17 protein-coding genes and 1 riboswitch are annotated in these 23,550 nt (G+C 47.8%); of the genes, 13 read left to right on the plus strand and 4 right to left on the minus strand.

All coding sequences use genetic code 11. The features are described 5' to 3' along the window. Nucleotides 1-57: 57 nt before the first annotated feature. Nucleotides 58-4,116, minus strand: coding sequence for a DUF5074 domain-containing protein (locus ACTTKA_RS08740; protein WP_442724737.1), 4,059 nt, complete (start codon nucleotides 4,114-4,116; stop codon nucleotides 58-60). 18 nt (nucleotides 4,117-4,134) lie between these two features. Continuing rightward, nucleotides 4,135-6,279, minus strand: a complete 2,145-nt coding sequence (locus ACTTKA_RS08745; RefSeq protein WP_442724738.1) for an Ig-like domain-containing protein — start codon at nucleotides 6,277-6,279, stop codon at nucleotides 4,135-4,137. 326 nt (nucleotides 6,280-6,605) lie between these two features. Beyond that, nucleotides 6,606-6,806, minus strand: a riboswitch (cobalamin riboswitch). A 181-nt stretch (nucleotides 6,807-6,987) separates the two neighbouring features. On the opposite strand from ACTTKA_RS08745, the gene ACTTKA_RS08750 reads away from it, so the two are divergent. The 13 genes from ACTTKA_RS08750 (at nucleotide 6,988) to ACTTKA_RS08810 (ending at nucleotide 20,295) form a co-directional block, all read left to right on the plus strand. Next, nucleotides 6,988-8,835, plus strand: coding sequence for a glycoside hydrolase family 13 protein (locus ACTTKA_RS08750; RefSeq protein WP_442724739.1), 1,848 nt, complete (start codon nucleotides 6,988-6,990; stop codon nucleotides 8,833-8,835). A gap of 410 nt (nucleotides 8,836-9,245) precedes the next feature. Next, nucleotides 9,246-9,914, plus strand: coding sequence for an ABC transporter ATP-binding protein (locus tag ACTTKA_RS08755; protein ID WP_014223920.1), 669 nt, complete (start codon nucleotides 9,246-9,248; stop codon nucleotides 9,912-9,914). Continuing rightward, entirely contained in the window at nucleotides 9,908-11,185 is a 1,278-nt protein-coding gene (locus ACTTKA_RS08760; protein ID WP_442724740.1) for an ABC transporter permease, read from the plus strand. Before ACTTKA_RS08755 ends, ACTTKA_RS08760 begins: the two co-directional genes overlap by 7 nt. Before the next feature lie 14 nt (nucleotides 11,186-11,199). Continuing rightward, nucleotides 11,200-12,456, plus strand: coding sequence for an ABC transporter permease (locus ACTTKA_RS08765; RefSeq protein WP_442724751.1), 1,257 nt, complete (start codon nucleotides 11,200-11,202; stop codon nucleotides 12,454-12,456). Between the two features lie 21 nt (nucleotides 12,457-12,477). Then, entirely contained in the window at nucleotides 12,478-13,596 is a 1,119-nt protein-coding gene (locus tag ACTTKA_RS08770) for an efflux RND transporter periplasmic adaptor subunit (protein ID WP_046824720.1), read from the plus strand. Between the two features lie 49 nt (nucleotides 13,597-13,645). Next, nucleotides 13,646-14,974 (plus strand): TolC family protein, encoded by a 1,329-nt coding sequence (locus ACTTKA_RS08775; protein ID WP_442724741.1) that lies wholly within the window; start codon nucleotides 13,646-13,648, stop codon nucleotides 14,972-14,974. Nucleotides 14,975-15,127: 153 nt separating this feature from the next. After that, the gene (gene zwf / locus ACTTKA_RS08780) at nucleotides 15,128-16,663 is read left to right on the plus strand and encodes a glucose-6-phosphate dehydrogenase (protein WP_442724742.1); all 1,536 of its coding nucleotides are present in this window, start codon (nucleotides 15,128-15,130) and stop codon (nucleotides 16,661-16,663) included. Continuing rightward, the gene (gene pgl / locus ACTTKA_RS08785) at nucleotides 16,663-17,355 is read left to right on the plus strand and encodes a 6-phosphogluconolactonase (protein ID WP_442714393.1); all 693 of its coding nucleotides are present in this window, start codon (nucleotides 16,663-16,665) and stop codon (nucleotides 17,353-17,355) included. Before zwf ends, pgl begins: the two co-directional genes overlap by 1 nt. Nucleotides 17,356-17,514: 159 nt before the next feature. Continuing rightward, complete coding sequence (locus ACTTKA_RS08790) at nucleotides 17,515-18,000, plus strand: sigma-70 family RNA polymerase sigma factor (RefSeq protein ID WP_442714392.1); 486 nt, start codon at nucleotides 17,515-17,517, stop codon at nucleotides 17,998-18,000. An 11-nt stretch (nucleotides 18,001-18,011) separates the two neighbouring features. Beyond that, the gene (locus ACTTKA_RS08795; RefSeq protein WP_442724743.1) at nucleotides 18,012-18,608 is read left to right on the plus strand and encodes a hypothetical protein; all 597 of its coding nucleotides are present in this window, start codon (nucleotides 18,012-18,014) and stop codon (nucleotides 18,606-18,608) included. Nucleotides 18,609-19,487: 879 nt separating this feature from the next. After that, nucleotides 19,488-19,658, plus strand: a complete 171-nt coding sequence (locus tag ACTTKA_RS08800; RefSeq protein WP_442724744.1) for a hypothetical protein — start codon at nucleotides 19,488-19,490, stop codon at nucleotides 19,656-19,658. After that, nucleotides 19,649-19,879 (plus strand): hypothetical protein, encoded by a 231-nt coding sequence (locus ACTTKA_RS08805; RefSeq protein WP_442724745.1) that lies wholly within the window; start codon nucleotides 19,649-19,651, stop codon nucleotides 19,877-19,879. Before ACTTKA_RS08800 ends, ACTTKA_RS08805 begins: the two co-directional genes overlap by 10 nt. 215 nt (nucleotides 19,880-20,094) lie before the next feature. Then, entirely contained in the window at nucleotides 20,095-20,295 is a 201-nt protein-coding gene (locus ACTTKA_RS08810) for a hypothetical protein (RefSeq protein WP_442724746.1), read from the plus strand. Nucleotides 20,296-20,893: 598 nt separating this feature from the next. On the opposite strand, the gene ACTTKA_RS08815 is transcribed toward ACTTKA_RS08810, so the two are convergent. After that, nucleotides 20,894-21,754: a sigma-70 family RNA polymerase sigma factor gene (locus ACTTKA_RS08815; RefSeq protein WP_124750303.1), complete on the minus strand. Its 861-nt coding sequence runs from the start codon at nucleotides 21,752-21,754 to the stop codon at nucleotides 20,894-20,896. A gap of 117 nt (nucleotides 21,755-21,871) precedes the next feature. After that, nucleotides 21,872-23,380 carry a Do family serine endopeptidase gene (locus tag ACTTKA_RS08820; RefSeq protein ID WP_442724747.1) on the minus strand — a complete coding sequence of 503 codons (1,509 nt, stop codon included), beginning with the start codon at nucleotides 23,378-23,380 and terminating at the stop codon, nucleotides 21,872-21,874. Between the last annotated feature and the right edge of the window lie 170 nt (nucleotides 23,381-23,550).

The following is a 23,550-nucleotide window of genomic DNA, read 5'->3' on the forward strand; positions in this document are numbered from 1 at the left end:
AAAGCAGCAGGGCTGCCGGATCGATGTATTCCCGACACAGCCCCGCTACCGTATTGATTATTTAACGACAAATTTATGAATGAACCGGTCATGGCCTTTTATGGCCGTGAAGGTGTAGATGCCCGCAGGCAACCGGATGATGCGTGTCGCATCATCGTGTTTTTCCTCCCAGACGTCAGCGATACGTCCTTCCATGCACACAATGCTGCAACGGTAGCCGTTCATCTGCTTGAGGTATAATTTCCCCTGATGATAATACGCACGACGGTTTGCGTCATCCATCGTCATATTGCCTACCGTTGTCGATATCGGTTCCGTTGTAAACGTATAAAGCTCTTCTTTCTTTTTACCACTTTCTTTTATTGCAACCAATTTGACAGCGTAGGCCGTTTTCGGATCCAGATCGGTGAAAGAGAAGTGGAGCATCTTCGGGCTACTGTTGTAAGAACCGCTCTTTAGCTCTGAAGTAATCTTTCCTTCTGCATCTGTGACATACGTCCGAACGAGTATTCCTTCGTTCCCTACATATTTATACAAAGACAACTCGTACGACGTGGCTTCGTCAATTTGTTCAAAAACAATCTTAATGTCGGTTCCTGAAACTTCAAGTTTGGGGACAACCGTTACCCATTCTTTCACAGTGAGCTCACATGTAGCCTTTTTATCACCTGATATCGTAGAAACTGTGATAACCGTCTCTCCTGCGTTCAAGGCATGCACTACTCCCTCAGAAGTGACAGAGGCGACATATTCGTTCGAACTGCTCCATACGACGCCTTTCTGTGTCGCATTGGCAGGGCTGATCGTTGCCGTAAGGGTAAATGTTTCCCTGATCTTCATTTCCGCTTTCTGATGACTCAAGTGTACTTCCGATACATCAATGTATTTGACGGTAATGAGGCAAGAGTCTTTGATGCCGGTCGCCACAGAGGTGACATATATCTTGGCTTTCCCTTTCTTCAGGGCCCTGACTAATCCTTGCTGATTGACGAGAGCAACCGTATTGTCGGACGATGTCCATTGAAGAGTTTGATCGATCGCATCCTCAGGTTGAATGACTGCCTTCAACTGTAACGTCTTCCCTTCCTCAATTTCCGCATTATTCATGTTTAGCGAAACTTTTTCAACCTTTTTAATAACGGTTACGAGGCATGTCTGACTTAATCCATCTGCTACTGATGCGGATATTTCGGTCGTTCCCGTTTTGAGCGGAGTAATAGCACCGGTATGTTTGTCTACATGGGCTACCGACTCGTCGGACGAATGCCAGACGATTTCCGGATAAGTAGGATCCGCGGGTTCCAGTGTCGCTTTCAGCCCTTCGTAGGTAACACCGGATTTTGCCTCTAATGTGAGTTTTGTTTGATTTAGGGTAATCGATGTGACAGGAACAGCGGCTTTATCAATGACGATAATCACGCAGGTGTCGGCTATACCTCCGTATTCGGGTGTCGCAATGACATTTGATTTTCCTTTTCTGACGAAAGAGACTACTCCATCAGACGAAACGCGAACAGGACTCATCTTGGTAGATTTCCAAACGATGTCTTTAAAGGTTGCATCGTCCGGATAAATGTTATATTTTAATTGATAAGTCGTTTCGGCTACTTGACGAACAGTATCGCGATTAAGTACGATACGTTCTACCGGGATTCCTACGCTGACCTTACATTCCGTCTTCACTGTAGAGCCGTCATCCGGCTGTATCGTGATGGTCGCTTTTCCATGCTTGTTTCCTGCTGTGAGTTTACCACTTGCGTCTACCGTAACAACTTCGGGATTATCGGAGGTATACACGAATGGAGTCTTGATCGTGTCCGGACTGACTTTGAGCTTGATCTGCGTCGTCCCTCCGGGAGATAAGGCAATCATTGGTGTCTCCGGTTTGATCCAGTCATATAGAGGTCTGCATGTAACCATACACTCGGCCGAGAAATTACCTTCTACCGTAGTGACTGTTATCGTGGCTTCCCCTGCTTTTACGGCTTTTACTGTACCTTGAGCGTTGACCGTCGCGATTGTTTGATCGGAACTTTTCCATGTCACTTTCGGGTTGGTGGGACGTGCAGGAATCAGTACTGGCTTTAGCTGTTGGCTTGTTCTGAATCCTTCCGGATTAGAATTCAACACCAGCTTTTCTTGCAACGAGATCCCTTTTAAGTCAGCGCGTACAGTGATATCGCATGAGGCTGAAAGAGCTTTGTCCGGGGTAAAGACCTTGATCACAGCTTTGCCGTCTTTAAGGGCCGTTACTTTGCCGATTTTATTGACATGGGCCACAGCTCCGTTATCCGATTCCCAAATGAGTTCGGCCACAGAGGCATCCGACGGTTCGTATTTGACTTCAAGTTGATAACTGCTGTCGCGCTGGATCGTTTTTTCTGTTTCGTCGAATGACAATGACGTTAAAGAGGCTGCAATTTCTACCGTGATCGCGCACGAGTCTTTCAAACTACCTGCTGTCGCTACAATCATGGTCTTTCCTTTTCCTTTTGCGGTAACAAGTCCGTTTTCTACCGTTGCAACGGCATTGTCTCTACTCTCCCACACAACGGGATCGGATCCGGATGCCGTCAATTGCAACGTCGCATTCGGGGCGAGTGTTGCGCTATGCCTGTTAAGATAGAAGGCACTGCTTTCTACCGTAATGTGCAGGTCTTTTGTGACAATCTTTCCGTTCGAGTCGAAATTGACCGTGACGATGGCATCACCTGTTTTGTTCGGGGCAAAGGTAAGCGTCAGCTTATCGCCGAAAATGGAGGCCGTAACTAACGATGGGTCGGATACGGATTTTACCGATTTATAAATGGCCTCGTCTAAATTATCGGCATCGGTTGCCATGCCTTTGAGTGAGAGGACAAGCGGATCACTGTTGATCTCTTTCTTGACCGGTGTAAACTCGCTTACGACCGGCGAAGCCACATCGGGGAAAATATGCATGGCCGGGAACCAGTATGTTCGCTCCTGTTTGTATTTCCCGAGTTCGGTGCCTGTTTGCGCGTCGACGATGTATTGCCAATAGTTGACCGATCCAAATTCCTCAAACACAGACAAGTATAATTTTTCGTCCGGCCCGACACGAAATCCTGCTCCCGTATATAATTTACGTCCTTTTTCAGGAATCTCATACAATGGTTTGTCGAGAGAGGCCGGATTGCCAATTTCGTAACGCCATATTTTACCGCCGGAAAAGAAGCCTGCTCCGGTGGTAAAATATAACGCGTTTTTCTGTATACTGGCACAAAGCACGCCGGCAGTCCAGGCATACCATGAGTCGGGTATGGCCAAATCGTTTGGCAGGCTCACGATTTCTTCGTCCAATGTTTCCGGGTCGATGCGTAGCAACTTCTTGCCTGCTCCGACCCAGACCATACCATCTTTACTTTGAGTAAGTGTGCTGTAATTTCCGGGTATGGTTTTGATGATTTGATGTGTCTTGGGGTCGATAACGAAGATTCCTTTTGCCTGACGGATAGCAAATACATACGTTTTGGTGCGCACCATCAATCCGATCTGTCCGTTATAAAGTCCTCCGGTGTTGTTGCTTCCTTCAATGATATGCTTTAATTGAAGATTCTTAATATCGAAGACGTAAATACCGCCCGAAGTACCCACGTAGCCTACCGAATCATTAACACCCAGAAATGCACGTCCGTCCCCTCCGCCGATTTCCTCGAGTACAAGCTTTGATTTCAACGTCTTGGCGTCGGCAACAATCAGACGTCCGCCAGTACGTGTATCACCCGGATCTTTCGCTTGTTTTGACATGATAAACAGATTGTCTCCGAAGATTGCGCCGTATTGGGATGTGCATCCGAACGTTTTTCCCGGATTCTCCCGTTGATAGACGCGATAGATGAAGTCGTGACTCCCTGCTTTCATGAAATTCATCGTGCTGTTATTATGTCCGAACCAGTCTTCGTTGAGGATAAATACGCCTTGGGTATAATCCACCGGTTCATTCTGATCATTTCGTAAGGATATTTCATTGTCTTCAAAAGCAGGAAGACTGATTTTTTTTTGTTCAACAGGATTCAATATCTGTTGTGCTTTTGTCTGGGATTGTATGGAAAACAGACAGGAAAACAATAAAATAATAGAATATTTTTTTTTCATCTGTAAATGTGTTTTAGATTAGTGTATGATGAATTTGCGAGTAAGAGTGCGTTCCTTCCCGACGACATGCAACAGATATACGCCTGCGGGAAGATGGAGTACGCGATATTCGATCGGATTTTCGATTTCGAATTGATGAGTCAAAACCCCGCTTATGGAGTAGATCGAGCAAGTATGATGTACCATGCCGATGAGCCGTAATGTATTTTCGTAAACTGACACTTCTCCTTCGGATATCTCCGGTATATTGCTTGTCGGGGTCGTCAATTCTAATGGCGCGTACACTGCGATAAGTTTATCTGACGCATTGAATGCATACATTTTTATCACATATTTTGACGAGGGCTTCAGTCCTCTTACGGTAAACGATAAGTCATTGGCAATGCTTCCACGACGTGACTCTATCAATGCTCCGTCCGCATTGAGGCGGAAGGATCCGAATAATACTTCTTTGTCGGCTTTGAATAGATACACATCTATCTTATAAAAGAGGGCTGACACTTTCTTCTCGAATGTGAGAGTTACGGTCGTGTCGTTAACAGATGTTGATTGCGGCTGCTTTCCCTGTTCGAGTACGGTGATGTTGCAAGAAGCCGCAAACCCTCCTTCGTCTGTTTCTACCCTGATCTTAGCTGTGCCCGGTGCTATGGCAGTGACAAGTCCCTGATCATCGACCTTCGCTATCGTTTTATTGGACGAGCGCCATGTTACGTTTTTGTTTTTGGCTTCGGGCGGTGTGATCGTAGCCGTCAGCTTCTGTGTTTTCCCTTGAGGCAATGTCAGATCGGTCTTATCTAATGCCACTCCCGTTACGGCGAACGGATCCGTTACAGTCACTTCACAGATGGCCGTAAACCCTCCGTCGTCCGTTTTTACCGTAATCTTGGCTTTACCTGGCGCTACAGCCGTCACAAGTCCCTGATCATTGACCTTCGCTATCGTTTTATTGGACGAGCGCCATGTTACGTTTTTGTTTTTGGCTTCGGGCGGTGTGATCGTAGCCGTCAGCTTCTGTGTTTTCCCTTGAGGCAATGTCAGATCGGTCTTATCTAATGCCACTCCCGTTACGGCGAACGGATCCGTTACAGTCACTTCACAGATGGCCGTAAACCCTCCGTCTTCTGTTTCTACCGTGATCTTGGCTTTACCTGGCGCTACAGCCGTCACAAGTCCCTGATTGTTGACGGTTGCTACCGTTTGTTCGGACGATTCCCATGTTACTGTTTGAATGTCGGCATCGGCCGGAGTAATCGTATGAGTCAATCGGTATGCGTTGGGTATATGCATGGTAAGTACTGATTGATTGAGTGTCACTCCGGTAACCGGCTTAGCATTGGGATCAACGGCAGCCGTAAAAGAATCGCCTAATTCGGCGCCTGTCCAAATAGTCATATCTCTCAGATAACTCCACCCATCCCAACTGCCATTGACTAACTTTCGGCTGGAAGCTCCCAAACCCGAGTAGGTAAAATCGTCGGTTTGTGAATCTCGTACCCAATAACTCCAATACCCTTCGTACCATCCGGCATCCCAATGCGTGCCTGACGAACATTTCCAATAATCGTAGTCGTATGCCGGATAACCGTAAAGATGAGCGTTAAACGGATGGTCTATGACACCTGTTTGATAGCCGTCTGCGAGGGCTTTGCGCACATCTTCCTCCGGCGTGGCGGGATGTCCTGTTTGTGAGGGCATCTTGTACGGAGGTTGAAATTTAAAACTGACGCGAGAGTCCGCCTTTGCTCCTTCCAGATCGTAAGAGATGGAACCCACAGGACAATTATACCCCAACCCATTGATGGTAGAACCCATCGGACCGGTATGTTGTCGCAGGAAAATAAGTCTCGGGTCAGCCTGAGCAATCGCGGAAATCATATCCAATCCACAAGCATTCCCATTCCATTTGTAGCCCCATACGATGGCATCCGGATCGTTGCCGTCATGCCATTCAATGACCAAAGCCGCACGGTTTTGGCCTTCTCCCACCCAATACTTAATATCGTCGAAGGTAAAACTCTGGTCAGCCCTTAATGATGGCCGTTGACCACCCTCTTTGTCCGGCAGAGGGATGGGGTGAACCTGTCCCTGCACTAAGCGTTGCTGAGCCGTCGTTTGTCCGATAAACAGTGCGATTGCACAACATAAATACAAAAATCTTTTCATACGCTTTAATTTAGATAAGCAAGTATTCAATAATTCATTATATTCCTATAGCAAAGTAACAAGTCGGTTAAACTATAAAAAAACAACGTAAAACACGGCGCTTGTGCTGCCTTGCTATATTACTTCTTTTTTAATGCATGACTACTTATTCAATATAAGCCTTACATGTGATATAAGCGGATTTACATGCATCCCTTTCGTCTGGAAGATAAGCACCTCTTCCGTATAGGATTGTAAACGAAATATTTACATGATGCAATAAACGCTAAAAACAGCTTGTCGCTTATTATCTATGTCTCTTGATTTCCCTCCAAACCCCGGTGGATGAAACCGATAAATGTATGGCAGGTCTTCTGGCTTGCTCGGCTGTCGGACTCCTTCCCGTTCCTTGAGGAACAGTGGAAAAAGTATTGTCCAAAGCCTTTTTATGTGAGCTTACAGCAGCGGGACTGCTCAGGATTTGCACCTGATTCCCTATTAATCGCCATCTCCGAATGGACAGGCGAACCAATACGCTACAAAGATATGTATTTTCAAAATTAAAAGACAAATGAAGAAAAAAAAATTCATTTTACTTTATATTTTTCTTTCATTAAGAGGAGCTAATTTTTTTTTCAACAGTTGCTTATTGTTTCTTTGGTTTATATTTTATCTCATAGGAAGTCGAAAAAGACGGATTGTGACTTTCTTTTGTTTAAAAAATACACAATGAAAACATTACTCTTTTTATTCGTTTCCATTTTTCTTTCATTCAGTGCCGGAGCGCAGAAGATTGTGCGGGTTGAGCCGCTGAGCTGGTGGGTGGGGATGCATACGCCGCTTACCCTGATGTTTTACGGAGAGAATTTGCGTGACTGTTCGGTCGAGGTCGATCAGCAAGGGATGTCCGTGCGCAAGGTGCGTAACGCAGAAAGTCCGAATTATCTGTTTGTCGATATGGATATTGCTCCCGATGCACGGGCGGGCCAGTATACCTTGTTGTTTCGTAAAGGGAAGAAGAAGCTTACCTATACATATAAATTAGAGGGCAGGCGGGAGAAATCGGCCGGGCGAGAGGGTTTCTCGTCGGCCGATATGATTTATCTGCTTATGCCCGACCGTTTTGCAAACGGTGATCCGAAAAACGATGCTACATACGACACGGCCGAGAAGCCTGACCGGAACGATTATTTCGGACGTCACGGAGGAGATTTGCAGGGTATGATCGATCGGCTTGATTACATCGCCTCGGTCGGCGCTACGGCTGTCTGGTCTACTCCGCTGCTATTCGATAACGAGCCGAAGTCGTCGTATCACGGTTACGCCTGTGCCGATTACTACCATATCGATCCGCGTTTTGGCGATAATGCGCTTTACCGGACGTTTGTCACCGCGTGTCACCGGCGGGGGCTGAAGGTGATTATGGACGTGGTGACGAACCACTGCGGGGCGGCACATTGGTGGATGCGTGACTTACCCTATCAAGACTGGGTGCATCAGTTTGATCGCTATACATCATCTAACCATCTGTTTTCCGTGAATATGGATCCGAATGCATCGACGCGTGACCGAATGGTGCACGAGAGCGGCTGGTTCGATACAAGCATGCCGGATATGAATCTGAATCATCCCGACCTGTTGCAGTATTTCAAGCAATGGGCAGTCTGGTGGATGGAATATGCCGATTTGGACGGCTTGCGCGTCGATACGTATTTCTACAACGAGAAGGAGTCGATGGCCGAATGGTGTAAGGCTGTTCGTGCCGAATATCCGGCTGTGAATATTGTCGGGGAGTGCTGGACGACTTCGCCGGCTCAACTTGCCTACTGGGAAGCCGGCACGAAGAATAAGGACGGTTTCTGTTCTCACCTCCCTTCGGTAATGGATTTTCCGCTTCAAAGCGTGGTATGCAAAGCGCTGACAGACGACGATACAAGTTCGGACAGCGGGATGAAGCTGATTTATCGTTCGCTCTCGCACGATTTTTTGTTCGATGATCCGCGTCGTCTGTTGATTATGGCGGCAAATCATGACACCGAGCGTGTGGCCGATGAGGTCGGGAAGAATCCTGAAAAGGCAAAGCTTGTGGCTACGTTACTGGCCACCTTACGCGGTGTTCCGCAGATTTTCAGCGGTGATGAACTGATGTTTGCCTCAAAAGATCTTACGCAGGGGCACGGTGGCCTGCGGGTCGATTTTCCCGGCGGATGGCCGGGCGATACGCTTAATCTTTTCGATGCTTCGCAACGTTCGACTATTCAGCAGGATGTGTTCGATCATTACAGCAGGCTTTTTAACTGGCGCAAAACGGAGAGCGTTATTCATCATGGACGAACGATGCATTTCGCCGTCGAGGATAATATGTACGCTTATTTCCGGTATGACGATAACGGGGCGGTGTTTGTCTGTGTGAATGCTGCAAGCCAACCATGCACGATTAATTGGGAGCGCTATGATGAAGTATTACGCAACTACAAGCCGGAAGGAAAAGACGTCTTGTCGGGTCGCTCCGTCACCGTAGGACATCCGTTGTATGTTGCTCCGCTGAGTTCGCTGATCGTGAAATTTGAACGATGAGAGACGGTGCAGACTCTTTCTCGCTTCTGTTTTTTGTTTCCGATAACCGGAAAAATAAATCAGCGAGATAAAATTTTATGCCATCTTACCTTTGCATGAAAAAAACATTTGTATATTGCTCCCGTTTTTCCGGCAGATCAAAAGGGTGATACCCAATCAACATCCATTGATTGAACCGGTCTGACTAAAAGGAAACAACGTCGTAGAACCGAGGTGTTCCTGCGAGTAGGTGCAGCCCATAACAGTATGGAAAGCGAAGGGATAAATATTGAAAAACAGCTTGAAGAATGGGCCTTGTGCTGCATGTATGAGGTTTAGAACAGAAGAAAACGAACGCTCTCTTGTAACAAAAAGAAAAGAGTTGCGTCTAACAGAAAAGAAATAGAATCGAAATAGACTGAAAAACGATGATGATTCGACTGAAAGGGATTCATAAGACCTATTATAACGGTGCCCCGTTGCATGTGCTCAAGGGGATCGATTTGGATATCGAACGGGGCGAGATGGTCTCCATCATGGGAGCATCGGGTTCGGGGAAAAGTACATTGTTGAATATCCTTGGCATACTGGATACATACGATACAGGTGAGTATTACCTCGATAACCAGCTGATCCGTAACCTCAGCGAGAGCCGCGCGGCCGAACTGCGCAACCGGATGATCGGCTTCGTGTTTCAGTCGTTTAATCTGATCTCGTTCAAGAATGCCATGGAGAATGTGGCACTGCCGCTGTACTATCAGGGCGTCTCGCGAAAGAAGAGAAACGCTTTGGCGCTTGAATATTTAGACCGTGTCGGGCTGAAAGACTGGGCGGAACACATGCCCAATGAGATGTCGGGCGGGCAGAAGCAGCGGGTAGCCATTGCCCGCGCTCTGATTGCGCAACCGCAAGTGATTCTGGCCGACGAACCGACGGGAGCGCTCGACAGCAAGACGACGGTAGAAGTCATGGAGCTGTTGCGCGAAGTCAACCGAACCGGAATGACAATGATCATCGTGACGCATGAGCGCTCCGTTTCCGAAGTAACCGACCGGATTGTGCATGTGAAGGACGGACTCATAGAACAAAGACCATGTTAGATTTTGATAACCTGCGAGAGATCTGGAGCACGATGCGGAAGAACAAGCTCCGCACCTTCCTGACCGGCTTTTCGGTCGCGTGGGGAATTTTTATGCTGGTCATTTTGTTGGGAGCCGGCAACGGACTCCGCAATGGCGTAATGTATAACTTTCGCGATTTCTCGGCTAACCGTATCGAAGTCTGGCCACGCTATACTACCAAACCGTGGAAGGGTAACCGTGAAAACCGGAGACTGCAATTGAAAAACGATGATCTTGCTCATTTGAGAACCGACTTCCCGGAGGTCGACCTTTATACGGGAACCGTCTCGCACAGTGACACGCTGGTCTACGGCAAAGAGTACCTGAACGGCGAAGTGAGGGGAGTGGCGCCGGATCTTGCGAAGATCGATTTTATCCGGATCGATCCCGGAAAAGGACGTTTTGTCAACGATATCGATATGCGTGAGCGTCGCAAAGTGATTGTGCTTAGCCCGCGCATGGCCGAAGTGCTTTTTCATGAGGCTGATCCGTTGGGGCAATATGTCCGCATCGGGCAGATGATGTTTCAGGTGATCGGTATATATCACGATAAGGATATGAGCAATAACCTGCCGGCCTATCTCCCGTTCACCACGGCTCAACAGTTATATAACGGAGGCGAAGGGTTAAATTCACTGCTCTTTACGGTGAAAGGGGTTACGACACAGGCCGAGAATGAAGCGTTTGAAGAGCGTTTTCTCAGGAAGATGGCACGCCGTCATCAGTTCGACCCGACGGACAAAGGGGCTTTGGGGATATGGAATATGGGGGAGAACATCCGGATGTTCACCATGATGATGAACGGGATTCTCGTCTTCATTTGGATTGTAGGCATTGGTACGCTGATGGCGGGGATTGTCGGGGTGAGTAACATCATGCTGGTGACGGTGCGTGAGCGTACGCGCGAATTTGGCATCCGGAAAGCGATTGGCGCCAAGCCGTCGTCGATCCTCCGGCTCATCATCATCGAATCCATCCTGATCACGGCCGCTTTCGGCTATGTCGGGATGGTGACGGGCATCGGACTGACGGAGGGTATCGATTATATCATGACGATGACGGGTGCCAACAGCGCGCCTGCGGGTGGCGGTCCGGGTGAAAATCTTACGCTTTTCCGCCATCCGACCGTGAACTTAGGTGTCGCTGTCTCGGCGACGGTTTTACTGATTATCGCAGGGGTGATCGCCGGTTATTTCCCGGCACGTAAAGCGGTCAAGATCCCTGCGGTCGAAGCCATGAGGGTGGAATGATGAAAAGGTGGATGATGTTTGATACGGATCGATGGGTGGAGATATGGGTAACCATTACCCGCAACAAGACCCGCAGTTTGCTGACCTGCTTCGGGGTGTTCTGGGGCATTCTGATGCTTGTCATCTTGTTAGGTTCCGGAACAGGACTGAAGAATGCCATGTATGAGGGAACCAAAGGCTTTGCGACCAACTCGGTGTTTTTCATTGCCGAACGTACGGGCAAGCCGTATCGCGGCTTCAACAAAGGACGGGAATGGAATATGCGTAACCGTGACTTGGAAACGATACAGCGTGAGGTGGAAGGCCTCGAAGCCATATCGCCCGTGCTTTGGGGATCCCGTCAGGAGAAGAACGTGGTGTATGGCCAACTTACGGGGACATATAATGTGAAAGGGATTCATCCGTCTTATTTTAAGATCGAGAGGCAGCAGTTACATTTCGGCCGTCTGTTGAACGAGATCGACTCCCGCGAGAAGCGCAAGGTGTGTCTGATCGGCACGCGGATCAATGAGGTACTGTTTAAGAACGAAGACCCTTGCGGGAAATATGTACGTGTCAACGGACTGTATTATCAGGTCGTGGGTGTGGTGAAGGGACGCTCTGCGAACATTAATATCGGAGGACGTTCGGAAGAGACGGTCTTCTTGCCTTATACCACCATGCAGCAGGCATTGAATCAGGGAGACATCATGCACTTCCTCTGCGTGAGCGCTTACCCCAAGCAACCGATTCAGAAAGTCATTGACGACATCACCGGGATTCTGAAACGCCAGAACGGTATCGCGCCGGACGACAAACAGGCCGTGCTCGTCATCAATCTGGCCGCGCAGTTCCGGATGTTCGACATGTTGTTCGGAGGGATCGACGCACTGGTCTGGCTGGTCGGTCTGGGAACCCTGCTGGCCGGTGTGATCGGTATCAGTAACATCATGATGGTGACGGTGAAAGAACGTACACGTGAGATCGGCGTGCGTCGCGCCATCGGGGCAAAGCCGTGGAACATCGTTTCGCAGGTGATGAGCGAGAGCCTTGTGTTGACGGCTCTTGCCGGATTGCTGGGGTTGAGCTTCGGCGTATTTCTGCTCGATCTGGTAGACCGTATCCTCTCGGCTCAGCCCGGCGATAGCCCGGCGATACTTCATCCGGGCGTACATATCGGCACGGCTGTCGTTGCGACGATCGTACTGCTCGTGTGCGGTATGTTGGCGGGGCTCATTCCTGCCTGGCGGGCGATGCAGATCAAAGCGATCGATGCGATTAGAGACGAATAAATAAAGTATAAAGACAGAAAGATGAAAAACAGATTGGTAAAGAAGATTATGAGGATCGTCCTGCTTTCGTTTGTGGGGCTGCTGGTATTGAGCACGTTTATTTTCCTGTGGAAGAAGGCGCAACCGGTAGTGACGGTATATGAGATTGTCACGCCCGCGACGGGAACAGTGGAGACCAAGACCGTCGCAACGGGCCATGTGGAACCTCGTTACGAGGTATTGATTAAGCCGCAGATATCGGGTATCATCTCCGAGCTGATGAAGGAAGCCGGGCAAAAAGTGACGGCCGGCGAGATCATTGCCCGTGTCAAGGTGATACCAGAGATGGTGCAGTTGAACAGCGCCGAGTCGCGTGTCAATGTAGCCGATATCAGCCTGAAGCAGATCGAGAGCACGTTTAAACGTGACGAGCAGCTGTTCAAGCAGGGGATTATGACGGCTGAAGAGTATGACGTATCGAAGGCCAACTACATGAAAGCGAAGGAAGAATATGCCAATGCGCAGAACGCGCTCGAAATTGTGCGCGACGGGATTGCGAAGAACTCGAAAGTAAGCAGTACGACGCAGATTCGCAGTACTATCACGGGAATGATTCTCCATGTGCCGGTGAAGGTCGGCAATTCAGTGATCCAAAGCAATAACTTCAACGAAGGTACGACGATAGCCTCTGTCGCCGATATGAACGATATGATCTTCAGAGGCAATGTAGATGAGACGGAGATCGGGAAGATCAACGAAGGCATGCCGATTAAACTGACGATCGGTGCGCTGGAAAGTCAGACGTTTCAGGCCGTATTGGAATATGTTTCGCCTAAGGGCGAGGAGAAGAACGGGGCGATTCAGTTTGAGATCAAGGCAGCCGTGTCTTTGCCCGACACCGCCTTTGTGCGTGCCGGCTACAGCGCAAATGCGGAGATTGTGCTGAAACGTGCCGAGAACGTCCTCACGATTCCGGAAAGCACGGTCGAGTTTCGTGGCGACTCGGCCTTTGTGCAGCTGGTGAAGCAGGAGAAACCGACGCAGGTTTTTGAAAGGCATTTGATCAAAACCGGACTGAGCGACGGCATCAAGATTGAGGTAAAAGAGGGGCTGACATCTTCGGACAAGATACGCGGTGCGGCTGTCAATAAAGAAAACTGATCGCAGGGAAATATCAGGTATGTGGAACGGACAAAACGGAAGATACGAAATGATGAAACGAACGAAGATGATAGGACTGTCGCTCTTATTGTTTGCCGGTATGCTTCCGGCGCAGGAGCATGCGAATGTGAAGAAATGGTCGTTGCAGGAATGTATCGACTATGCCAAAGAGCATAACCTTGAGGTGCGGATGCAGCAAATGAATGTGCAGCAGCAGGAGGTGACGCTGAGCACGGTCAGGAGCAAGCGTCTGCCGGACCTCTCGGCGAGCGCTTCGCAGGGATGGAACTTCGGACGCTCTCCTTCGGGCTATGATAATACCTATAAAGACCAAAACTCCCGTTCAACCAACTGGTCTCTCTCTACCAGCGTTCCAGTTTTCACGGGCTTTCGGATTACGAATGAGGAGGCGGTGGCCCGGCTGAATTTGCAGGCGATAGCCGCAGAGTTGGAGAAAGTGAAGGAGAATATGGAGATTACCGTCACTTCGGCTTATTTGCAGGTGCTCTACCAGAAAGAACTGTTAGGCGTATCAAACGAGCAGCTTGCGCTCAGCCGTGAACAGCTTGAGCGCATCAGGAGCATGCACGCGGCAGGACGTGCCTCGGAAGCGCAGATTTATGAAGTCGAAGCGCAGGTGGCCAATGATGAGTTATCGGTCGTACAGGCAGAATCCGATTTGCAAATCGCTCTGCTGGGGTTGACTCAACTGCTCGAACTGCCCGGCCCCGAAGGATTTGCCGTTGAAGAGCCGGCGGGAGAGGTGGAATTTCTTCTGGCGCGCAAGCCGGAGGATATCTACCATACGGCATTGACGACACGGGCGTCGGTACGTGCTGAAGAATTGCGCCTGAAAAGCAGCGAGAAGAATATCGGGATGGCTCGGAGCGCTTATTATCCGACCCTCTCGTTCAGGGCCGGATATAGCAATAACTACTATTTCGCCGATGGTATGGATAATCTTTCGTTCTCCGAACAGTTGAAGAAGAACCGGAATCAGTATTTGGGCTTCAACCTGAGTGTGCCCATCTTCAACCGTTGGGCTACGCGTAACGGAGTGCGCAGCGCCAAGCTCGACAAACGCAGACAGGAATTACAGTTGGAGAATACGAAGAAGGCCTTGTATAAAGATATTCAGCAGGCTTACTACAATGCAGTCGCCGCCGGAGAGAAGTACAAGGCTTCGGAGGCGGCTTACGTCTCGGCGCGCAAATCGTTCGGTTATATGAATGAGAAGTTTGCCAACGGACGCGCTACGGTCTATGAGTATAATCAATCCAGAACAGGCATGACGAAAGCCATGTCGAACCGAACGCAGGCCAAGTACGAATATCTGCTGCGTAAAAAGATTATGGAGTATTACGAAAGCGTCAACTGACCGGCTGCCCCGCCCTGCACTGCCTGACTGTTCTTCAGCATTCGGTCATACGTTCTTGGGATATCGTTCGTCATAATTCTCTGCCGCAACGAGAGAGATAATGACGGATTTATGCTACCTTTGTCAAAAATAACAGGACAAGAAAACAGGAACATGGAAATAAAAGAACAGAAAAACTTTATATTGGTAATCTTCGGAGCATCCGGAGATTTGACATGGCGCAAGCTGATCCCCGCGCTCTACGATATGTATTATCAGGGACTGATGCCCGAACAGTTCGGGATACTCGGGGTGGGACGCGCATCGCTGACCGACGGCGAGTTTCGTGACAAAATGGCCGGCGGAGTGAAACAGTTTGCTCCGGCTTCGTTCGTCGACGACGAATCGGTGGAACGTTTTGCCGCGAGCTTGCACTATCATGCGATGGACACGAACAATCCGGCCGATTACGAGGGGTTGAAAACACGCCTCGAGTCGCTCTCGCAAACGGTTGTATGCAATGCCAATTATCTTTATTACTTTGCCATACCCCCGTTTATGTATGCCTCCGTGGCAGAGTCGCTGCATCACGCGGGGTTGGCCTGTCAGACGGGAGGATGGAAGCGCCTTGTCATCGAAAAACCTTTCGGACACGATTACGCGAGCGCGGTGCAGCTGAACCGCGAACTGCTCCGGTATTTCGACGAGGAGCAAATCTACCGTATCGATCATTATCTGGGTAAGGAGACGGTTCAAAATATGCTGGTAACACGTTTCTCGAACAGCATCTTCGAGCCACTGTGGAACCGGAACTACATTGAATACGTCGAAATCACCTCGTCCGAGGCGCTGGGGGTCGGGTCGCGTGCGGGTTATTACGAAACGGCCGGCGCTCTGCGCGATATGCTTCAGAATCATTTGCTCCAGTTGCTGGCCATCGCCGCGATGGAGCCGCCTGTGTCGTCCGACGCCAATGCCATCCGTAACGAGATGCTGAAAGTCTTTCTCTCCCTGCGGCGGATGACAGCGGAGCAGGTGCCCGAATACGTGGTGCGCGGACAGTACACCTCGTCGACGATTCGGGGCGTCGCACAAAAGGCTTACCGCGACGAGAAAGGGGTCGATCCGGCTTCGAAGACGGAAACGTTCGTGGCGATGAAGTGTTTCATCGACAACTGGCGATGGAGCGGGGTACCGTTCTATATTCGTACCGGCAAATGTCTGCCTACGCGCGTCACGGAAGTTGTCGTGCATTTCCGTCCCAATCCGCACCGGATCTTCGCCCGTAAGAACGACATCGAGAACATCGGGAATCAGCTCGTCATACGCATCCAGCCCGACGAAGGCATTCTGCTCAAGTTCGGGATGAAAGTGCCCGGAGCCGGTTTCCACGTCGATCAGGTCGGCATGGATTTTCGTTACTCGTCACTCGACGAACGGCACATCCCCGACGCTTACGAACGGCTGCTGTCCGACTGCATGACAGGCGATGCCACCCTCTATCAGCGTGGCGATGCGGTAGAAGCTACGTGGCAGTTTGTGCAGCCCATCCTCGAGGCCTGGCACGAAAATCCGGCCATCCCGGTGTATGGCTATCCTGCCGGCTCGTGGGGCCCCGAACAGGCCGATGCGTTGCTCGCTGCCGACGGCTACGAATGGCGCTACCCCTGCAAAAATCTGACATCCGATAACTCTTATTGCGAACTCTGATGACACTGAACCGATATCATACGGCAGAAGAGGCTTGTCTGCATCTGGCCGGATTGCTGTCACGTATGGCCGAAAAAGGAGCCAACGTCGCACTGTCCGGCGGCTCTACCCCGAAACTGCTTTTTCATACCATCGCAGAGAAGTACATGCAAACCGACTGGTCGAAGATACGTTTCTTCTGGGTCGACGAGCGGATGGTGCCGCAAACCGACGACGAGAGTAACTTCGGCGTCTTCCATCGTATCCTGATCGCTTCGGGCATCGTGCCCGAAACATCGGTTTTTCCCGTCCGGTACGAACCTGACGAGCGTCGTTCCCTGACCGCATACGACCAAAGCATCCGCGAACAGGTACCCTTTGCCGACGGTTTTCCGCAGTTCGACTTGATCATCCTCGGCATCGGCGAAGACGGTCACACGGCCTCTATCTTCCCCGATAACTTGTCGCTTTTCGATACGGAAGATATCGTGGCTTTAGCTGCTCATCCGCAAAGCGGACAGCGGCGCATTACCCTTACCGGCGGTGTGATTAATCGCGCCAAAGAAGTGGTCTTCCTCTGCACCGGAGCGGGCAAGCAGGAGATTCTCGACGAGGTGATACGCAAGAAGAACCTCGCGTTGCCGGCTACGCGCGTCGCACCGGCCGGAAACCTCGTTTACTGTCTCGACGAAGCCGCAGCCGGAAAGCTGTAACCCATGTGACGGTCTACGCATGCTCCATGCGACGGTGCACGCATGGTTCAAACCGTTATTTCATCATCCGCGGATATTCGAACGTTTCGTAAGAGTTTTTTTCTCTTTTTGTAAGTTTTTCATCGCTTAGCCGACTAATAGAAAAAAGAATCGGAAAAAATGAAGAAAACGGATTTGGAAGAAACGTTCATTGCCATGCTTAAGGCAAACGAGCGTGTGATTTATAAAGTGTGTTCGTTCTATGCATCGGAAGAGACTCCGCTCAGCGACCTCTATCAGGATGTGGTATGCAATTTATGGACGGCTTACCCCAAATTCCGAGGGGAATGCAGTATCTCCACATGGATCTATCGCATCGCCCTCAATACGTGCATCTCCGGTTTCCGAAAGAAAAAGATGGAACATTCTGCCGACTTGTCGTCGTTGCAGGATGCCTTTATTCAACCCGAAGACATGACGGAAGAAATCAAAGAAATGTATCGTCTGATTCGTCAACTCAAAACGCTGGAACGCGCCGTCATTTTGCTCTACCTCGAAGAGAAAAGTTATCAGGAAATTGCCGATATCACCGGTCTGTCGTTGAGTCATGTGGCCGTAAAACTGAAACGTACCAAAGAAAAACTAATCAATATGTCTAATCAATAAATTACAACACAATGGAACTGGAAAAGTTAAAAGACACATGGAGGGGACTCGATCAGCGTATGCAACAACAGGAAGGATTACAGTCGGCAATTATACGGAAAATATTGCTCGACCAATCGGACAAAGCATCCAACAAAATGATCGGTTATTCTGTCGTAGGGTTGGTGATCATGATGATCGGTATTCCTATTCTTCTATGGGGACAAGGTCGGGCTCGCGGTTTTGTAGAAGTGTTTAATATGATGGTGTTAGTCTATCTTTTATGTGCTATTGTGACAACCATGATGCTAATTCTGAAAATCCATAGAACCGATTTCTCGGAATCTGTTTGTGCGAAAATCAGAAAGGTAGAACGTGCCTATCGATTCTTCCGACGTATCGCAATAGTAGGCTATGTGATCGGCGCCCTCCTGATTATTACATTGATTGTCCATTTACTCACATTGGAAGAAACATTTCCTTTGTGGTTCTGGGGATTGCTGTTCGCCCTTTTCGGTGGAGGCAGTGTCGGCGCTGTGTTTGAATACAAGCGGATTTTTTCGCGCAATTTTAAGATCATGCTGCAAAATCTGAAAGAATTGGAAGAGTTGGAGGAAGTGAAGCCATGACCTGTCTGTGACGAAGAAGAAGCTGTAAGAATTATCAGTTATATTCTGTTATTGAAATTTTTCAGAACGGTTTTTTGGCTTGCAACAATCCCCCTATCATAAAATCAACTGAAAATCAAATAATTAAAATATTTAACACATAAAATTTGGTTAAAATAAAAAAAGTATATAATTTTGATTCAGTAATATTGCTGTACTAAATAAATTTATCTCTTATGAAACAACTTAGCTTTGAACAAATGGAAGTTCTTAATGGTGGTGCACGTAGGCCTAGTACTAGAGATGGAGCCATGTGTGTTGGAGGAGCTGCCTTTTCTGTCCTTGTCTTTATTGGTGGTTGTGCTGCAGCACCAGTTTCGGGTGGTATGAGTGTTGGAGGTGCACTATGGGCAGTAGCTGGCCTTTATGGTGGTATATTGTTATCATGTATATGAAAATGAACAGCAAATCTGTTTGGCTTATCTGGCTGCTAATAACAGCCAGTATTTTCTTGATCGGATTATGGTTATTGGATTTTTCAAATATGGCATTTTCGTCAAATGTAAATGCCTATATGATTCTAATTGCTTCTGCATGTATGATTGTAGCATGGATTTGTATTAGAAGGAAACATTTAACCCTTAAGAATAGGTGCTTTATTCTAAATACCGTAATTGGGGAAGCGTGTTTGTACTTATTGCTTTTTGTCGTATTAAATATCGCTGACTCTTCATTAATAAGGAGGCTTCTATGTATAATTCCTCCATTTTGTGGAATTATGTTTGCCATCACAGCAAAAAGAGATTTGAAAAAATATTATCATAATAATTCTGTTGATTCGGAACAGAAATAAAGATGATAGCCATTTTCTCTCTCAAAAAATAATAGTGAATAAAGTTTATGCGTAATAACTACCACCTTTTCTTAATCCTTTACGCCCTTACGTTTAGTGGGGGCGTTTTTGCGAAAGAACTGCTTGAGATGGAAGAACTCTACTACCAATCGCTGGCCAAGCAATTGACCACCGAGCCGTTACAGCAAATTCGATACCTGAACGACGTATGGCGATAGTGAGCGATGTGATCGGCGCTTTGCTGATTATTACATTGATTGTCCATTTACTCACATTGGAAGAAACATTTCCTTTGTGGTTCTGGGGATTGCTGTTCGCCCTTTTCGGTGGAGGCAGTGTCGGCGCTGTGTTTGAATACAAGCGGATTTTTTCGCGCAATTTTAAGATCATGCTGCAAAATCTGAAAGAATTGGAAGAGTTGGAGGAAGTGAAGCCATGACCTGTCTGTGACGAAGAAGAAGCTGTAAGAATTATCAGTTATATTCTGTTATTGAAATTTTTCAGAACGGTTTTTTGGCTTGCAACAATCCCCCTATCATAAAATCAACTGAAAATCAAATAATTAAAATATTTAACACATAAAATTTGGTTAAAATAAAAAAAGTATATAATTTTGATTCAGTAATATTGCTGTACTAAATAAATTTATCTCTTATGGAACAACTTAGCTTTGAACAAATGGAAGTTCTTAATGGTGGAAAAGCAAAAGAAATGACCTTGGATTGTGGTCTTGCTATGCTTGGTTTTGCAGGCTCTTTAGCTGGATCTATCACGACTGCTGGTGTTGTACCTGCTGCATGGATCGGGATGGGACGTTTGGTCGTAAGTTCATGCTCTTTTATTCGAAATTGTTGAAGATAATCACGTTCACTATTTACACGATGAATAAACGAACCAAAATCATTTCATCGCTTCTTGTTCTGTTTATTTGCTTGTTGATAATAGGCTACGCAACAACTGTGTATATAAACGAACACAGAATTGTTGATGTGGTTTTAATAATCGGCGTTTTATTAACCTTGATCGTAGCTGTTTTAAACATATTCAAAGCCCGATCGGAACAATGACTCATCATCCACCCAAGAATGTTATATGCAAAAACAGACACTTATCCCAGTGGTTGTCTTAAAAACAAAGACAGCCTTTGGGTCTGACTTCAAAGGTATTGTTAAATTGCTATAGTTTTTCGGAACATTGCAAAACCCAAAACCTTCATAATCCAAACAGTAGGGTTATAAAAAAGCGATGCTCTATACTAATTTAACAATACCAGTTATTTTAATATGGTTCGTCCGATAAAAGAGACTCTCTTTGTTTCGAATAACTTTTATCGGACGACAACAATGATTTTGTTCCATTCCGAAAAAAAAGAAATCCCGGAAAGCAGACTGCACTTCCGGGACTTTTTCATAAGAAAGAATTGCTCAAACCGATGCAAACCCTCTTTCTTGTTTTAACCTAAATACGTTTTCAGCAACCTGCTGCGCGTTCCCTGCCGTAACCTTCTAATTGCTTTCTCCTTAATCTGGCGTACACGTTCACGGGTCAACCCGAATTTATCGCCGATCTCTTCCAATGTTACCTCCTGGCATCCGATACCGAAAAACATCTTAATGATGTCACTTTCCCGTTCGGTCAGCGTAGCAAGCGCCCTGTCGATTTCCTTCGACAGCGATTCGTTCATCAACGTTCCATCCGCATTCGGAGCATCATCGTTCACCAACACATCCAAAAGGCTGTTATCTTCGCCCTCGACAAACGGTGCATCCACGGAGATATGACGTCCGGACACTTTGAGTGTATCCGAAATTTTATCCACCGGGATATCCAATTCCTGGGCAAGCTCTTCGGGAGAAGGCTTCCGTTCGTTCTCCTGCTCGAACCGTGAAAAGGCTTTGCCGATTTTATTCAGCGAGCCTACCTGATTGAGCGGCAAACGTACGATACGTGACTGTTCGGCCAATGCTTGCAAAATAGATTGACGAATCCACCATACGGCATACGAGATAAATTTGAATCCTCTCGTCTCGTCAAACTTTTCTGCGGCCTTGATCAGTCCCAAATTGCCTTCGTTGATTAAGTCGGGAAGGCTAAGTCCCTGGTTCTGGTATTGTTTTGCAACGGATACCACGAATCGCAGATTAGCCCGAGTCAACTTTTCCAACGCCCTCCGATCACCTTTTCTGATGGCTTGTGCCAACTCTACTTCCTCTTCGACTGTGATCAGATCTTCTCGACCAATCTCTTGAAGATACTTATCCAGCGAAGCGCTTTCGCGATTGGTAATGGATTTTGTAATTTTTAACTGTCTCATTCAATGAATAGTTGAAAAACATGGGGGTGCAAAGATAATACTTTTTTGTGCACGAACTGCGTGCCCCCATGTTTTTATCATTTTATAACGCTATAACAATCTCGCCGACCGATTGGTTTATTCCGAAAAATTGATCGCGTAGAGCCGTGTTCCGCCGTCCGGATAGAATCCTCTAATAAACAAACCCTGTTCTTCGGATGAACCTTTTTGTATCTTCTCTACAATCCGGAACAAATCTTCGGGCGTCGAAATCTTCTGATCATTGACGACCATGATAATAAATCCTTTCCGAATACCGGCTTCCTGTACTTTCCCTTTGCTGATACCGTTGACTTCAATTCCGTAGCTTACCCCATATTCTTTCTTCTGTGCATCGCTCAGTTCGCGGAAAGCAGCTCCCAGCATTTCGGCTGCATCGCCGCTTTTCTTTACGACATCTGTTCCACCCTGCGAATTACGCAGTTCCACCGTAAAGTCCTTGATCGCTCCGTAACGGTTTACTTCAAGTTTGACTTTATCGCCCGGACGATATTTGCTGATTTGCTCCTGCAAGGCATTGTTCGAACGGATACGTACACCGTTGACCGATGTAATCACGTCGCCTACTTCGACACCGGCCTCCTTAGCCGAGCTGCGCTGAGCAAATTCTGCCACATAAGCGCCCTCCAGTTCTTTTACCTTTTTGTCGTTCTGGCTTGCTGCCTGGGCGTTTTGTATGACAACACCAAGGATGGCACGCTGCACGGTACCGTACTGCTTCAGGTCGGCGACGACTTTGCCGGCGATGCTGATGGGTACCGCGAAGGAGTAACCGGCGAAATTACCGGTCTCCGAATAGATGGCCGTATTGATTCCGATCAATTCTCCTCTCGTATTCACTAATGCCCCCCCGCTGTTTCCGGCATTGACAGCTGCATCGGTTTGGATAAACGACTCGATTTTATTCAGGTTCGTGTTGCCCGACATGATGGCGCGTCCCTTGGCACTGACGATACCGGCTGTCACCGTCGAGGTCAGGTTAAACGGATTTCCCACAGCCAACACCCATTCGCCGACTTTAAGTTGTTCGGAATCGCCAAACGACAGGGTTTTTAAGTCTTTCGCTTCAATTTTGATGAGTGCGATGTCCGTATTGGGGTCCGTACCAATAATCTTAGCCGGAAATTTCCGATTATCATTCAGCGTTACTTCGAGTTCGTCCGCATTTTCGATTACGTGATTGTTTGTCACGATATACCCGTCGGTCGAGATAATGACTCCCGACCCTGAGCCTGAGCGGGGACGCGGTGTGCGCTCCTGAAAACCGCGTCCGTTCCCGAAAAAGAATTCGAAAGGATCGAAATATTCACCGCGACCGGACGAACGCTCATTGACCGTCGACCGGATATGTACCACTGCATGAACAGCCATATCGGCAGCATACGTAAAATCCGTATTTTCTGCCGCATTGGCATGATAGCCTGTCAGTCGAAGCGGTTGTTTGAAAGTACCTTCACCGTCATCGACCAAGGCTGCCCGTACCGTCGCATTGTATTTTACCATATAGGTTACTGCGCCAATGGCTGTAACAAAGCTTACTACAGCCACAAAAACAACTACCAATCCTTTTTTCCACATTGTTTTCATACTTCTGATATTTTAGTTGAACATTTAAATTTAACACTTTTCTGCAACAAAGAAAACTCAAAAATGATGCAATTATTCCTTTTGAAGGTGATTTTTTAACACTTTTAACGGCTACATTCGGCACTTAACCGCGTTTAACGATAAAAAGAGGGCTTTCACTTCATTTTAAC

This window comes from Tannerella sp. (genome assembly GCF_052170195.1).
Classification (GTDB): Bacteria; Bacteroidota; Bacteroidia; order Bacteroidales; family Tannerellaceae; genus Tannerella.